The following is a 13,718-nucleotide window of genomic DNA, read 5'->3' on the forward strand; positions in this document are numbered from 1 at the left end:
GTCTTTAACTCAGTCAAAGCAAGGGTTATCATCGATAAATCGAGTGGGGATAGATAATTTGAAATCAACACATTATTAAGGATCAATACTAGATATAGTGGATCATTATTAATCAAAACACTTTATCAACGTAATCCACAGATTTACCCACAGCTGGTGGCAATTTGATCACTGTTATCCCAATGCTGGGTATGAAATTATTCAGAGGCTTTGGATAGGATTTTTTGAGGACAAGTAAATAATGGAAGAAGTACAACGAATCAGTGTGGCTCAGGCGCACCAAATGCAAACCACGCAACAAGCGAGATTGGTGGATATTCGTGACATCCAAGCCTTTACTGTGGCACACCCTGTAGATGCGTATCATCTGACCAATCAGACTATCGCAGAGTTCATGGACTCAGTGGAGTTTGAAGATCCTATTCTAGTTTTGTGTTACCACGGTATTAGTAGTGTTGGGGCTGCTCAATATTTGCTAAACCAAGGCTTCGAACAAGTCTTTAGTGTTGATGGAGGATTTGAGGCTTGGCAGCGACAGAAACTGCCTATAGAGGCTCATGAATGATTCGCCTAATACAACTTAATAACCCGCGAATAGCACAAGCATTTATTGATTACATGGCGTCACAACGGATCACGGTTTCTCAGATGCCAGAGGGTGATGGGCAGTTTGTATTGTGGCTACATGATGACGCTGAATTGCCTCGAGTTGAGCAAGAACTCGAGTTGTTTCTTAAGAATCCTAGCGACAAGAAGTATCAAGCAGCTTCTTGGGATATGGCTGAGACACGCACACAGAAGTTTAACTATTCAACACCGAGCTTCTTGCAGATGATAAAGGCAAAAGCAGGGCCAATGACCTTGGTGGTTATGTTTGTCTGTATTGTGATTTATGGTTTGCTTCTACTTGGAATGCAGCAGCAAGTATTCTCCTTATTGCACTTTCCAGCAATGGCTGATCAACAGTGGCAGATTTGGCGTTATGTTTCCCATGCAGTATTGCACTTTTCAGTTTTGCACATCACCTTCAATTTACTATGGTGGTGGCAATTAGGTGGAGATATTGAACAAAGATTGGGAAGGGGTCGTCTCACTAAGATTTTCTTGGTTTCGGCTCTTTTTTCTGGGTGTGCACAGTACTGGATTGAAGGCGCTAATTTTGGTGGTCTAAGCGGTGTCGTATACGCCTTGGTCGGATATATATGGGTACTTTCAGTAAGAGCTCCGCAGTTTGGATTAGATATCCCTAAGCCTATACTCGCTTTCATGTTGATCTGGTTAGTGCTTGGTTTTGTGCAACCATTTATGGCGATTGCAAATGCCGCGCATCTTGCTGGTTTGGTTGCTGGGTGTTTATTGGGTTGGCTTGATAGCGTAAACCGAACTCAGAACACTTAATTGATGATCTGCGTTACCTTATTGGCATCGTGATTGGTACAATTGCGCCAATATTTTATTTATACAGTTGCCACTAGTTGGTAAAGAGTTACGAAGTAAGTATGACTAGCCCTATAAGGACATTTCAGCAGGCGTTGCTAAACATTAATTGGCAAAGCCCTAGCGATTTTCGGTTTCCGGATAACAATGCTAAACATTGGTTGTTAGAAGAAGATTCTCTTTCTCACAGATTGTCTCTATCTTGCTCTGATTTGAGTGTGGAGCTGTTTACAAACAATAAAGTACAACCTGAACAGCTTTCAACTCAAGAAGCACAAGTATTAAACAACGAAGTTTGCCTACTACGAGAAGTGATTCTTAGAGGAGACCGCCAAGATTGGGTATATGGCCGCACGCTAATACCTCAGAGCTCATTGCAATCTCATTCTCATGATTTTGAGAATCAAGGAGAGTTGCCGTTAGGAGTCACAGTATTTAGTTCCGAAGGCGCTTATCGTGATGGATTGCAAGTTGGCGTTATTAATGTAGAGGGGAGGCGCTTACTTGCAAGACGCTCTAGGCTGTGGATGAACGGAACGCCTATGCTAGTTGCAGAGTTGTTCTTGCCCAAGTCTCCGGTATATTCAAACAAGGAACCCGATTAATGGTCTCTAAAATGAGAGCCTACTACCAGTTGATGAGAATGGATCGGCCTATCGGTAGTCTATTGCTTTTATGGCCAACATTGTGGGCGTTGGTTATGGCATCAGAAGGAAGGCCACAATGGACGGTATTGATCGTATTTTGCTTAGGCGTATTTCTGATGCGCTCAGCAGGATGTGTGATCAACGATTTTGCAGATAGAAATTTGGATGGTCATGTTGAACGTACTCAATTTCGCCCTATCCCTAGTGGTTTAGTTTCGGCAAAAGAAGCATTAGCCCTATTTGGTGTTCTAAGTATTATCTCTTTTGCGTTAGTGCTGACCATGAATACACTAACTATTCAGCTTTCGTTTGTGGGTGTCGCGCTAGCTGCGCTTTATCCATTTATGAAACGGTTCACTCATTTACCTCAATTGGTGTTAGGAATGGCCTTTAGTTGGGCAATTCCAATGGCATGGGCGGCTGAGTCTGGTCATATAGCACCTTTAGCTTGGCTGTTGTTTGTTATCAATATGCTTTGGACTATCGCCTACGATACCCAATACGCCATGGTGGATAGAGATGATGATCTGAAGATAGGCATTAAATCTACTGCGATATTATTTGGGCGCTTCGATAAATTAATCGTTGGGGTTTTACAAGCCATTACCATTATCTTGCTTTTGATTGTCGGTGAGAATGCAGCTCTTGGGCAGGCTTTCTATTGGGGAGTATTAGTCGCTGGTGGGTTGTTTGTTTATCAACAGTGGCTAATAAAAACCAGAGATCGTGCTCTTTGCTTTCAAGCATTTCTCAACAATAACTATGTTGGGATGGTCGTTACTATAGGACTGTTCGTTACTTACTTATAAAAAATCCCGGATGAATAATCCGGGATTTTTTTTAGTCTTTATACCGCTTGAGCGATACCTTCTTTAATGGTGAGTTTCACTTCAGGAGAGAGTATTTCTAGTAGGCCTTGTGCCAACTTCTTAGTACGTTCGATATCGCACTCACCCTCCGCATTCAGGTAACCTTGTTCTTTTAAGGTACTGAATAACGCCGCGAATACCCCTTTATCAAAGAACTCGGGAGCATTGATACCGTGCAAACGACCAAGGCGTTGTGCAATATCCTGACATCTCATTTCCAGTTCTGTTTGAGCGAGTTCTGGTTGAGCTGCCAATAGATTAAGCGCAATGCTATAGCGCTGCAGTGTCTCGGAGATAGTGCGAGACAGTAATTGCAGGGTATGGATGTTGGTCTGATTAAGGTTAACTCTGTCACCCTCTACCTCAATTAGTTGTTGAGATAGAAACTCCTGCACTATTTGCTCAACCTTGTCTTCCAATTGCTCGCTATCGTAGGACAAGAACAGCTCTTTTTGTAAGAACGGATACAAAACAGCGATATTGCGCTTCAACCTCGTAAGGGTGCAGTCAGGTAATTGGATTATTAGCTGTGCTAGTAGCGAAGGTAGCGCAAGCATATGAATGATGTTGTTACGGTAATAGGTCATCAATACTGATTGATGACGGTCTAGAGAGATGATCTCACCCATACTGTCAGAGTCGACCACAAATTTGTCCAGTGAGGTAGCGTGTGCCACTAACTCTTCGGCACTGCTATCAGGCATGGTGGCATAGCTGGTGTATGGTACATTGCGTAGAATACTCAGGTAACAATTGATCTGATTGATTAGGCTCTCCTTGGTGAGAGCTCTTTGTCTTGAAGCCAATAGGGCAGTTGCCGTTAAGGTCAATGCGTTAGCTGCAGCTGCATCATTGATGTGAGTCATCATCTTTTCAGCGATGGCATTGACCGTCGGAGTCATCCAGGCTGGCTTGGTGCCTTCTGCAGCTCCGATACTTTCCCGCCATTCCGGCACATTCTCATTAAGATACTGATTTAATGGAATCGGCTCACCAAAGTTTACGTAGCCTTGGCCAAAGTTACGTAACTTTCTAATTGTGCGCAGTACTTGTCCTGCATTTTCTTTTTCTTTGCGTTTACCTCGGAGCTCCTTGGCGTAAGTGGATACTTCCATCACATGTTCATAGCCAATATAAACAGGGACTAAGGTAACGGGGCGGTTTAATCCCCTAAGCATGGCCTGTACCGTCATTGCGAGCATACCTGTTTTTGCTTGCAACAAGCGTCCTGTACGAGAACGCCCACCTTCACTGAAATACTCAACAGAATATCCCTTGGCGAATAGTTCCGCTAGATACTCTCTGAAGATGGTGGAGTAAAGCTTGTTGCCCTTAAAGCTACGGCGGATAAAGAAAGCACCGCCTCGCCTAAAGATAGGGCCAGCAGGGAAGAAATTCAGGTTTACACCTGCAGCAATATGCGGAGGTACCATCCCTTCATGATAAAGAATATAGGAAAGTAGTAGATAGTCCATGTGGCTTCTGTGGCATGGAACATAAACAATCTCATGTCCATCTTGCGCGAGCTTACGCACTGTCGATGCGTTACTTACATTGATGCCTTGATAGAGCCTGTTCCACAGCCATGTCAGAACAAAGTTACCTTGCTTGATCAGTGAGTAAGAGAATTTAGCGGCAATCTCGTCCATTATCTTTAGGGCGTGCTGTTCAGCTTTTTCTACACTAATATTTTTAGCAGCGGCTTCGTCTGCGATGGCCTTGTTGATTGCCTCTGATTTAATGAGTCTCTCAAATAGAACATCCCTACTTGGTAAACTTGGCCCAGATGCTGCTAATTTTTGCCTAGAGAAGTGAATGCGTGCTACACGAGCCAGTTTCTGAGCTATGGTTTCATCAGAGCCACGAGAGTCTGCCATGTAACGCATAGACACTAGTGGGCTGAAACGAATCATACAATCGCGCCCGGAAACCAGTACCGCTCGCATCTTATTCCAAGATGAGAGATTTTCTAAGTACGGTTTGTCTCGCCCCTCTTTTCCTGGCTTACGCCCCCACATGACAGTGGTTGGGATGAGTTGAACGTCAAGGTCAGGCTGTTCACGATGTAACTTTAAGAGTTGGGTAAACAGGCTTTGAGATCCCAGTGAGTCAAGAGTATCGTTGTCTCGGTCGAGTTTGCCTGTAGAAATAAACACATAGCGCCTAAAACTTTTCCCACCGACCTCAAGAGGTTGTAGTGGATCAGGTAAACCAAGTTGAATAGCTCTACGACGTACAGAGAGAAGGTCGACATTGGATTCGAATGGCAATACATAGACAATAGGTTTCTCTATATCTATGTTGAGATCACTAATAGGGGAAGGGGGTACGACATTACCCTTGACCAGTACTTTCAACGGAAAGCGTAAAGCTGATTGTGTCAGTGTATGACCAGAAGACATATATATGATTGTCCCAATTTAAATTTGGCGCCCAAGACTCTTCAAGACTAGGTGGTAAAATAAGCGTCGCAAGAATAGCAGAACTGGTCGAACCTTTTAACCAGAATTGTTTTAATGTTAGGTCAATAAATGAAAAAGCACAGCAAGATAAAAAGAATAGGTGATTAATGAAAGGTAATACAGGATTCAAACGCGTTATCAAAGCAACAGGTTATTCTATTCAGGGGCTTAAAGCCGCTTTTAAACATGAGGCTGCGTTTCGTCAGGAAGTTTTCTTAGCTCTATTTCTTATCCCTATTGCTTGCATTCTCGATGTCAGTCAAACCGAAAGAATGTTGATGATATTGTCGTTATTCATCGTGTTAATTGCTGAGCTAATGAACTCAGCCGTTGAAGCGGTAGTCGATCGTATTGGTTCCGATATTCATGAATTGGCAGGTAGAGCAAAAGATATTGGGTCAGCAGCGGTATTTGTGGCTTTGGGTCTAGTTCTATACATTTGGATTGAAGTTTTGTTCTTTTAACTTAAATTTCAGCTTATTAGGGGTAACTGGTTGATTATTTAACCATGCTGTATATACTCACAGTGAACTGTATAAAAGAACAGGTGATGTATGAGACCCTTAACCCAAAGACAGCAACAGGTATTCGATCTTATCAAGGCGAAAATCGAAGATACCGGCATGCCTCCGACAAGAGCCGAGATTGCGCGCGAATTGGGGTTTCGTTCAGCAAATGCTGCCGAAGAGCACCTCAAAGCTCTAGCTAAAAAGCAGGTCATAGAGATCATCCCTGGTGCATCGCGCGGTATTCGCATACTTCTGCAAGACAGTGCTAACGATGGTGGCTTGCCGTTAATTGGTAATGTTGCAGCTGGTGAGCCGATTTTAGCTCAAGAACATATAGAATCGCACTATAAGGTCGATCCGCAAATGTTTAAGCCTAAAGCTGATTTTCTGCTTCGTGTACACGGCGAGAGTATGAAAGACATAGGCATTATGGATGGCGATCTTCTGGCTGTACATAAAACGCAAGATGTTAGAGATGGACAGGTGGTCGTAGCTCGTGTCGACGAAGATGTCACTGTTAAAAGGTTGGAGCGCAAAGGGTCTACAGTCCTATTGCACCCAGAGAATGAAGAGCTTTCTCCAATCAAGGTAGATCTAACACAGCAGCATCTCGCTATAGAGGGTATTGCGGTGGGAATTATCCGCAATAGCACTTGGATGTAATACCAATACCCTAAAAATTATGATTCACTGTATGCAGCGCCCTTTATCGGAGTGCTGCTTTTTTTTGCCTAAAATACCTCAAGGATTGTCATGCAAAACCCCGTTATTCGCTCCCTGATGGATCTCAGTCTGCATAAGAGAATACTCGCTTTAGCGATACCTATGGTTTTGTCTAATATTACCGTTCCTCTTTTGGGGTTAGTTGATGCTGCGGTCGTTGGTCATTTAGATCATTCTTGGTATCTGGGTGGTGTTGCTTTAGGAAGCACAATGATCAGCATGGTGTTTTGGCTGTTTGGCTTTCTACGTATGTCGACAACCGGTCTATCAGCACAAGCCAAGGGGGCACAAGATCCGCGAAAGCTTGCGCTTGTGTTACTCCAGGGCATTTTTATGGCGTTGGCCTTTGCGCTGATTTTCTTGGTTTTACACAGAGGAATTATCAACCTAGCTTTAGGGTTCAGTGATGCCAGTGCGCAAGTTCAATTCTACGCCAATGAATATTTCACCATTAGAGCTTGGAGTGCACCGGCGGCAATGGTCAATTTTGTGCTACTTGGTTGGTTGCTAGGAAACCAAAACGCAAGAGCGCCAATGTGGATGGTCATTATCACTAACGCCACTAATATTGTCTTGGATGTCTTATTTGTTGTTGTTCTTGATTATGGTGTCGCAGGTGCGGCCTCAGCATCTGTCATTGCTGATTACACCGGTGCAGCAGTCGGTATTTACTTTTGTCATAAAATTTGGGGTAGTGCGGTATCTTTGAGCTCTAAACAGATACTCTCTCTGGGTATAGACAAATTATTCACTGGGCTATCTCGCTTTGTGCGTCTTAACCGAGATATATTTTTGCGCTCTTTATGCTTGCAAGCTGTGTTGGCATTTATGACCTTCCAAGGTGCTAACTTTGGTGACGATATTGTGGCTGCGAATGCAGTATTGATGAGCTTGGTACTAATGGTGTCCTATGCAATGGATGGCTTTGCTTATGCTATAGAGGCAATGGTAGGAAAAGCCATAGGGGCAAAAAGTAAGAATGAGCTTTCTCTTTCTATACTCGGTACCTTTTTCTGGGGATTGATCATCTGTAGCGGATTTGCCTTATTATTTGGTGCTGGTGGCAATATTATTGTTAGCTTGATTAGCGATATAGATAGTGTCAGAGCAACGGCCCGTGAATACTTACCATGGTTAGCCATTATGCCTATCGTATCGATGTGGTGTTATCTCTTTGATGGCATATTCATTGGCGCAACACGCGGTAAGGAAATGCGAAATAGCATGTTTGTTGCAGCGCTAGTGTTCTTCGCACTTTATTTTGGCTTTGCTTATCTTGAGAACCACAGTCTTTGGATTGCTATGTTGGGCTTTATGGCTATGCGTGGAGCCACATTGGCTTGGGTATTTGCTCGTTTGTGGAAAAAAGGGCAGTTTCTAGAAACTGCCCATGCTTAAGCGGAATTAGAATAAACGATTTAATCCGTTAAGAGCCGCAACTCGGTAGGCTTCTGCCATGGTGGGGTAGTTGAAGGTAGTATTCACAAAGTAGTCGATACTATTTGCAGGCCCAGGCTGCTCCATGATGGCTTGGCCTATATGAATAATCTCAGCAGCCCTTTCACCGAAACAATGAATACCTAATATTTCTTTGGTTTCTCTGTGGAAGAGAATCTTCAAACTGCCGATATCTTTACCTGAAATCTGAGCGCGTGCTAGGTGCTTAAAGGAGGCTCGTCCCACCTCGTATGGCACTTTTGCTGCAGTAAGCTCTTGCTCTGTCTTACCCACAGAGCTGATTTCTGGGATGGTGTAGATGCCAGTAGGAATATCTTCAATCAATCGCTGAGTCGCCTCACCTTCTGCAATCGCTTTGGCGACAAAGCGACCTTGGTCATAAGCTGCACTCGCTAAGCTCGGGTATCCAATGACATCACCGACCGCATAAATATGCTCAACATCAGTTTGATAGTTGCTGTTGATTGTCAACTGACCGCGTGAATCTGCAGATAAACCCGTGACATCTAAGTTTAGAGTGTCCGTGTTACCTGTGCGACCATTCGCATACAGCAAGCAATCAGCTCGCATTTTTTTCCCTGATTCTAGATGAACAATAACACCATCATCAGTACCTTCTATCTCTGCGAATGACTCACCATTGCGTATTACTACACCATTACTGCCAAAGTGATAAGAAAGAGCATCAGAGATTTCTTTATCTAGAAATGAGAGCAATTGTTCACGGGTATTGATAAGATCTGTTTTGACGCCTAAACCACGAAATATAGAGGCGTATTCACATCCGATAACCCCAGCGCCATAAATGATGATGTGTCTTGGCTGATGATGCAGAGACAATATAGAGTCACTGTCATAGATGCGCTGGTGGTTAAAATCTGCATTGTTTGGGTGGTAAGGGCGTGAACCTGTCGCAATCACAAATCGGTCAGCGGTATACTGCTTAACGCGTCCATCCTCTCCGGTGACTTTTACAGTATGAGCGTCGGAGAATTTAGCCTCGCCAAAGATCAATGTACACTGATTTCTATCGTAGAATCCTTGTCTTAGAGTAGTTTGCTTATCTATAACGGTTTTAGCATGATCTAAAATGTCGTCAAAGCTGGCGTCTAAGCTACGGTTGTTTTTGCAAAAGAGTGGGTTGTTATTGAATTCAATGAAGCGGCTAACGGCATGCCTCAATGCTTTAGAGGGAATAGTGCCCCAATGAGTACATCCGCCTCCGACACTTTTCTCTTTTTCAATAATACCAACGTTGAAGCCAGCTTTGGTCAATCCCATAGCGGCACCTTCACCACCGGGGCCACTACCAATTACGATTACATCAAAATGCGATGAAGAACTCACTGAAACCTCCTTGTTTTGTTAATGGTATTTTAAACCTTTGTTGATATTGGTAAATCAGTTAGTGGTGACTAAGTGGTCGGTCTCACAATAAAGATCACTTTGTAGGGAGGGAGAGTTTGCAAATAGAGAAGCAGTTATGTTTTATTGGGGCAGGTCAAAAAGAGTATGAATAGAATATGGGCGTTAGGGCAGAGCAAAAACAAAAAACCAGAAGAGCGATCATTGATTCAGCATTTGGGCAGTTATCGGCTGGCCGAAGCTTTTCTAGCATGAGCCTTCGGGAAGTCGCAAGAGAGGCTGGCATTGCACCAACGTCTTTTTATCGACACTTTGATGATATGGATCAGCTCGGTATTGTCATGGTGGATGAAGCGGGTTTGTTGCTACGACAGTTGATGCGCAGAGCTCGCGAAAGGATTCAACCAGACCGTAGTGTTATTCAAACCTCAATAGAAACTTTTGTTGAATTTATTGAGACTAACCCAGATATATTTAGACTCTTGCTACGTGAACGTTCAGGGACATCTGAAGAGTTCCGCGCTGCAGTTGCTAGAGAAATTCAATTCTTTTGTGCTGAATTAGCGGATTACCTTAGTGCGCAGCAACTGCCACGAGAAATTGCGTCACTACAGGCTGAGGCTATTGTTACTCTAGTATTTAGCTCTGGAGCGGAGTTTCTTGATATTGAGCCCAACCAACGCGCGGCACACAGGCAAAGACTGGTTGATCAAGTACGAATGATCTCTTTGGGTGGCCACGCTATGAATCAATTTCAAAATAAGAAAGATTAAGAGGATTCTATGACAGATAAGAAAGAAGCATCAGCTTCGGATAAAAAGTCACTATTATTAGCACTGATCTGCGGTATGAGTGGCAGTGCATTGCTGTCTTCACTATCAGTGCCAGGCTATTCTTTTTCAATTTTCCCATTGATTTGCTTGGTATTAGCCGTCCAAGTGATTTATCAAAACTACTTAAGTAAGCCTGTGGATGAGGACTTCCCATTGCTAGGACTAGGTAGTTTCTTTATTGGTTTCTTTGGACATGGCGCATTTTTAAAAGCGCAGTATCCAGAAGCGGGCTCAAACTTCTTTTCAATCATCTTTACCTTGCTACTACTTTTGTGGATAGGAAGAAAGCTAGGTTACTTGGGAAGATAAAAAAAAGAGCGCATCTCCGCTCTTTTTTATTATCTAGGCTTTGCGTTCAAGCATTATCCCCATTTCCATATGGTGGGTATATGGGAATTGGTCAAATAGGGCATAACGAGTAATGTTGTGCGTTGTAGATAGAATATCTAAATTATCTTTCAATGTGTCTGGGTTACAGGAAATGTATAAAATACGTTCGTAACCTTGAACCATACGACAGGTGCCTTCATCCATACCTGAACGAGGTGGATCAACAAAGATGGTATTACAGTCGTAGCTGCTTAAATCTATATTCGCCTGCTTGAGGCGACGGAATTCGCGCTTTCCTTCCATAGCATCAGTAAAGTCTTCTGCAGACATACGAATAATCTGAACGTTTTCTATTGCGTTAGCTTTAATATTGTATTGTGCTGAATCTACAGATGGCTTGGCCAACTCAGTAGCCAGTACACGATTAAAGTTTTGAGCTAAAGCCAGTGAGAAGTTGCCATTACCACAATAAAGCTCTAGCAAGTCACCCTTAGATTCCTTAGTGCAGTCTACTGCCCATTCCAGCATTTTCTCAGCAACGCGACCGTTAGGTTGGGTAAAGCTATTCTCAACTTGCTGATAAGTGTAAGTCTTACCAAACACATTTAGCTTTTCAATTACGTAATCTCTATCAAGGACGACTTTCATCTTTCTTGCTCTACCGATAAGGTTTAGATTAAACCCTTCATCATTGAGACGTTGCTTGAGAGTTTTAGCTCGCTCTTGCCACTCATCATCAAGTTGTTTGTGGTAAAGAAGTGAAATTAAAATTTCACCGCTAAGAGTAGAAAGGAAGTCTACCTGGAAAAGCTTATGACGTAGCATGTCGTGCTCTTTTACTGCTTCAATCAATAGTGGCATCAAGTCATTGATTAAGCGGCTTGCAACAGGGAATTGGTCAACACGGTATTTTTCACGTGTCTCTTGATTGAACATCACGTAATACAGATCTTCACCTTCGTGCCAAACGCGGAACTCTGCTCGCATTCGGTAATGCTGCTCATCAGAAGTGAAAACCTCTAATGATGGCATTGTATATTCGCTAAACATCTCTTGCAGACGTGCGGTTTTATCATCTAACTGCACCTGATAAGACTCAGAGTTTACATTTTGGTTGGCCATTCACTTTTCCTGACTTGAAACAAGAGGCGCAGATTCTATACTCATCAGACTCTGGAGTATAGATTGTGTGCGTTAGATATTTGATTCAATAATAGCTGTCTGCTCATAAAACAGTGCTGTAACTTTCGCTTCGTTATAATATTAGATGACTTAACTATGTCGTGTATTTTGATAGAGTAGCCTCCATTAATAATCTGAACCTGACAAAGAGCGCAAATGCCTGAAACAAGAATTTTAATGTTTGACTCCGGAGTGGGTGGCATTTCTGTATTTAAAGACATAAAGGCAAGACTTCCTTGGGTGAGTGTTACTTATGCTTTTGATAATGAGGCGTATCCCTATGGGGAGCTATCACAAGATGAGTTAGTTGACCGTGTTGAAAAATACGTGCAGCACTTCGTTGAAACTCAGAATATATCTTTAGTCGTGATTGCATGTAATACCGCAAGTACAGTTGTCCTTCCAAGATTAAGAGATAAGTTCTCTATTCCTATAGTTGGTGTTGTTCCTGCTATTAAGCCTGCTTCACAACGAGCTAACCTTGGTGTTGGTCTTATTGCGACTCCAGCTACCGTGACTAGAGAATATACCCATGACTTAATCAAAGACTTTGCGAAAGATAAAGACGTCAAAATGGTCGGTACTACTGAATTGGTGGACATGGCCGAACAAAAGCTCAGAGGAGTGAGTATTGACCTTACTTTACTAGCGCAAGTACTACAGCCTCTAAAAGGAAACATCGATGTTGCGGTATTAGGGTGTACCCACTTTCCTCTATTAAGAAATGAGATTCATCAAGTGTTAGGTGCAGATGTGATGCTGGTGGATTCGGGGGAGGCTATATCGAGAAGGGTTGAGTTTCTACTTAAAGAGATATTAGCGACAAATACTAGCGATGAATTAAGCTACGATGTGTACTGTAGCGCGGAGCCATATTCCAGGTCCGCGCTACAATCTTCTTTTACTGAGTTAGGTTTTTCTGAGATCAGAATTCATCCGCTGAAGGGTGCTTAGGTTCGTTCGCAACGCGGACCTTTATTGTTCTTTGCATATATTCATGTTCATTAAGAGAAGAGATCATAGCATCAGCATCGTCATTCTCTACTTCGACAAAACCGAAGCCACGACGTTTACCCGTTCGCTTATCTTTCATTAGACGCACGCTATAAACGGTGCCGTATTCTTCAAATAGCTCTTTCACATGAGCCTCACTTGCTTTGTAGGAAAGGTTCCCTACATATAAGGTTGTGTTCTCATCGCTCGAAACGGATTCGGGTACAGGCGAATGAGAGGGTTTAGAGTTTAAAGCAGTACTAGCAGGTTTCTGCCATAAGATTAAGGCTGTAGTAACTACGCCTAAACAGAAAGCAATACCAGAAGATATAGGCAAGAGAGGCACAAGTGCAAAACCAGCTACTGCAAGGATGATGACAATCAATAGAGACTTGTTTGAGTTCATAATTCGCTTATCACTATATTGGTGAATTGATGGGTGTGAAATTCATTAACAAAACAGACACATAGATATTACGCACGCCACAATAATTTTTCCAATTTTATCCTCTGATCACGTCTAATATGTCGCAAAAACTCTTTTTGCTTGTTTTATGAGCGCTTGAAATAAAACTTTAAAAAAGCCCTTGCCAATGTGACTTAGGTCTCTATAATGCGCCCCACTGACACGGCAACAGCGGAAACGCTTCGTAGTGTTTCAGTAGGCTAACTAGCCGAACCAAATTGAGTTTAACTTCTCTTCGAAAATTAAATTCAAAAAGTGTTTGACACTGAGGTTCAAATCGCTAGAATGGCCGTCCACTTGAGAGGCAAGCCTTGAAAGTACGCTCTTTAACAATTTAAACCTATCAATCTGTGTGGGCACTCGTTGATGATAATCGAAAAGATTTATCAATGAACTGAGTGACCAATACAATGATTTTTAATCATTGGCACAGTCAATTCATTA

The 13,718-nt window shown here is 42.8% G+C and carries 14 protein-coding genes; 10 read left to right on the plus strand and 4 right to left on the minus strand.

Annotated elements, in window-relative coordinates:
- Positions 1-241 precede the first annotated feature (241 nt).
- The 4 genes from glpE (at position 242) to ubiA (ending at position 2,893) form a co-directional block, all read left to right on the plus strand.
- Complete coding sequence (gene glpE / locus OCU48_RS00410) at positions 242-565, plus strand: thiosulfate sulfurtransferase GlpE (RefSeq protein ID WP_141347290.1); 324 nt, start codon at positions 242-244, stop codon at positions 563-565.
- The gene (glpG, locus tag OCU48_RS00415) at positions 562-1,398 is read left to right on the plus strand and encodes a rhomboid family intramembrane serine protease GlpG (protein WP_141347289.1); all 837 of its coding nucleotides are present in this window, start codon (positions 562-564) and stop codon (positions 1,396-1,398) included. Before glpE ends, glpG begins: the two co-directional genes overlap by 4 nt.
- 101 nt (positions 1,399-1,499) lie before the next feature.
- Positions 1,500-2,042 (plus strand): chorismate lyase, encoded by a 543-nt coding sequence (locus OCU48_RS00420; protein WP_141347288.1) that lies wholly within the window; start codon positions 1,500-1,502, stop codon positions 2,040-2,042.
- Positions 2,042-2,893, plus strand: a complete 852-nt coding sequence (ubiA, locus tag OCU48_RS00425) for a 4-hydroxybenzoate octaprenyltransferase (RefSeq protein WP_141347287.1) — start codon at positions 2,042-2,044, stop codon at positions 2,891-2,893. Before OCU48_RS00420 ends, ubiA begins: the two co-directional genes overlap by 1 nt.
- Before the next feature lie 38 nt (positions 2,894-2,931).
- Here the strand turns inward: ubiA and plsB are convergent, their stop codons facing one another.
- Positions 2,932-5,355 (minus strand): glycerol-3-phosphate 1-O-acyltransferase PlsB, encoded by a 2,424-nt coding sequence (gene plsB / locus OCU48_RS00430; protein ID WP_141347286.1) that lies wholly within the window; start codon positions 5,353-5,355, stop codon positions 2,932-2,934.
- Between the two features lie 167 nt (positions 5,356-5,522).
- Here plsB and OCU48_RS00435 point away from each other — a divergent pair, with 167 nt between their 5' ends.
- The 3 genes from OCU48_RS00435 (at position 5,523) to dinF (ending at position 8,045) form a co-directional block, all read left to right on the plus strand.
- On the plus strand, positions 5,523-5,879 hold the full coding sequence (locus OCU48_RS00435; RefSeq protein ID WP_141347285.1) for a diacylglycerol kinase: 357 nt from the start codon (positions 5,523-5,525) through the stop codon (positions 5,877-5,879).
- Positions 5,880-5,969: 90 nt separating this feature from the next.
- Entirely contained in the window at positions 5,970-6,587 is a 618-nt protein-coding gene (gene lexA, locus OCU48_RS00440) for a transcriptional repressor LexA (protein ID WP_141347284.1), read from the plus strand.
- Between the two features lie 90 nt (positions 6,588-6,677).
- On the plus strand, positions 6,678-8,045 hold the full coding sequence (gene dinF, locus OCU48_RS00445; RefSeq protein WP_141347283.1) for an MATE family efflux transporter DinF: 1,368 nt from the start codon (positions 6,678-6,680) through the stop codon (positions 8,043-8,045).
- 6 nt (positions 8,046-8,051) lie between these two features.
- Here dinF and sthA read toward each other — a convergent pair whose 3' ends face one another.
- Positions 8,052-9,452: a Si-specific NAD(P)(+) transhydrogenase gene (gene sthA, locus OCU48_RS00450; protein WP_141347282.1), complete on the minus strand. Its 1,401-nt coding sequence runs from the start codon at positions 9,450-9,452 to the stop codon at positions 8,052-8,054.
- A gap of 176 nt (positions 9,453-9,628) precedes the next feature.
- On the opposite strand from sthA, the gene fabR reads away from it, so the two are divergent.
- Positions 9,629-10,243, plus strand: coding sequence for an HTH-type transcriptional repressor FabR (fabR, locus tag OCU48_RS00455; RefSeq protein ID WP_141347281.1), 615 nt, complete (start codon positions 9,629-9,631; stop codon positions 10,241-10,243).
- Positions 10,244-10,252: 9 nt separating this feature from the next.
- Positions 10,253-10,612: a YijD family membrane protein gene (locus OCU48_RS00460; protein WP_141347280.1), complete on the plus strand. Its 360-nt coding sequence runs from the start codon at positions 10,253-10,255 to the stop codon at positions 10,610-10,612.
- A gap of 33 nt (positions 10,613-10,645) precedes the next feature.
- Here OCU48_RS00460 and trmA read toward each other — a convergent pair whose 3' ends face one another.
- The gene (gene trmA / locus OCU48_RS00465; RefSeq protein ID WP_141347279.1) at positions 10,646-11,755 is read right to left on the minus strand and encodes a tRNA (uridine(54)-C5)-methyltransferase TrmA; all 1,110 of its coding nucleotides are present in this window, start codon (positions 11,753-11,755) and stop codon (positions 10,646-10,648) included.
- A 216-nt stretch (positions 11,756-11,971) separates the two neighbouring features.
- Between trmA and murI the strand changes: the two genes are divergently transcribed.
- Positions 11,972-12,769, plus strand: a complete 798-nt coding sequence (gene murI / locus OCU48_RS00470) for a glutamate racemase (RefSeq protein ID WP_141347278.1) — start codon at positions 11,972-11,974, stop codon at positions 12,767-12,769.
- Here the strand turns inward: murI and OCU48_RS00475 are convergent.
- Positions 12,741-13,214, minus strand: coding sequence for an RNA recognition motif domain-containing protein (locus OCU48_RS00475; RefSeq protein ID WP_141347277.1), 474 nt, complete (start codon positions 13,212-13,214; stop codon positions 12,741-12,743). The genes murI and OCU48_RS00475 overlap by 29 nt on opposite strands.
- Positions 13,215-13,718 lie beyond the last annotated feature (504 nt).

The sequence above is a fragment of the Vibrio inusitatus genome (assembly GCA_024346935.1).
Classification (GTDB): domain Bacteria; phylum Pseudomonadota; class Gammaproteobacteria; order Enterobacterales; family Vibrionaceae; genus Vibrio; species Vibrio inusitatus.

What these genes read in the sequence shown, in the direction of transcription:
- glpE (WP_141347290.1), top strand. Translation starts at nt 242, where the DNA reads ATGGAAGAAGTACAACGAATCAGTGTGGCTCAGGCGCACCAAATGCAA.
- glpG (WP_141347289.1), top strand. Translation starts at nt 562, where the DNA reads ATGATTCGCCTAATACAACTTAATAACCCGCGAATAGCACAAGCATTT.
- OCU48_RS00420 (WP_141347288.1), top strand. Translation starts at nt 1,500, where the DNA reads ATGACTAGCCCTATAAGGACATTTCAGCAGGCGTTGCTAAACATTAAT.
- ubiA (WP_141347287.1), top strand. Translation starts at nt 2,042, where the DNA reads ATGGTCTCTAAAATGAGAGCCTACTACCAGTTGATGAGAATGGATCGG.
- plsB (WP_141347286.1), bottom strand. Translation starts at nt 5,355, where the DNA reads ATGTCTTCTGGTCATACACTGACACAATCAGCTTTACGCTTTCCGTTG.
- OCU48_RS00435 (WP_141347285.1), top strand. Translation starts at nt 5,523, where the DNA reads ATGAAAGGTAATACAGGATTCAAACGCGTTATCAAAGCAACAGGTTAT.
- lexA (WP_141347284.1), top strand. Translation starts at nt 5,970, where the DNA reads ATGAGACCCTTAACCCAAAGACAGCAACAGGTATTCGATCTTATCAAG.
- dinF (WP_141347283.1), top strand. Translation starts at nt 6,678, where the DNA reads ATGCAAAACCCCGTTATTCGCTCCCTGATGGATCTCAGTCTGCATAAG.
- fabR (WP_141347281.1), top strand. Translation starts at nt 9,629, where the DNA reads ATGGGCGTTAGGGCAGAGCAAAAACAAAAAACCAGAAGAGCGATCATT.
- OCU48_RS00460 (WP_141347280.1), top strand. Translation starts at nt 10,253, where the DNA reads ATGACAGATAAGAAAGAAGCATCAGCTTCGGATAAAAAGTCACTATTA.
- trmA (WP_141347279.1), bottom strand. Translation starts at nt 11,755, where the DNA reads ATGGCCAACCAAAATGTAAACTCTGAGTCTTATCAGGTGCAGTTAGAT.
- murI (WP_141347278.1), top strand. Translation starts at nt 11,972, where the DNA reads ATGCCTGAAACAAGAATTTTAATGTTTGACTCCGGAGTGGGTGGCATT.
- OCU48_RS00475 (WP_141347277.1), bottom strand. Translation starts at nt 13,214, where the DNA reads ATGAACTCAAACAAGTCTCTATTGATTGTCATCATCCTTGCAGTAGCT.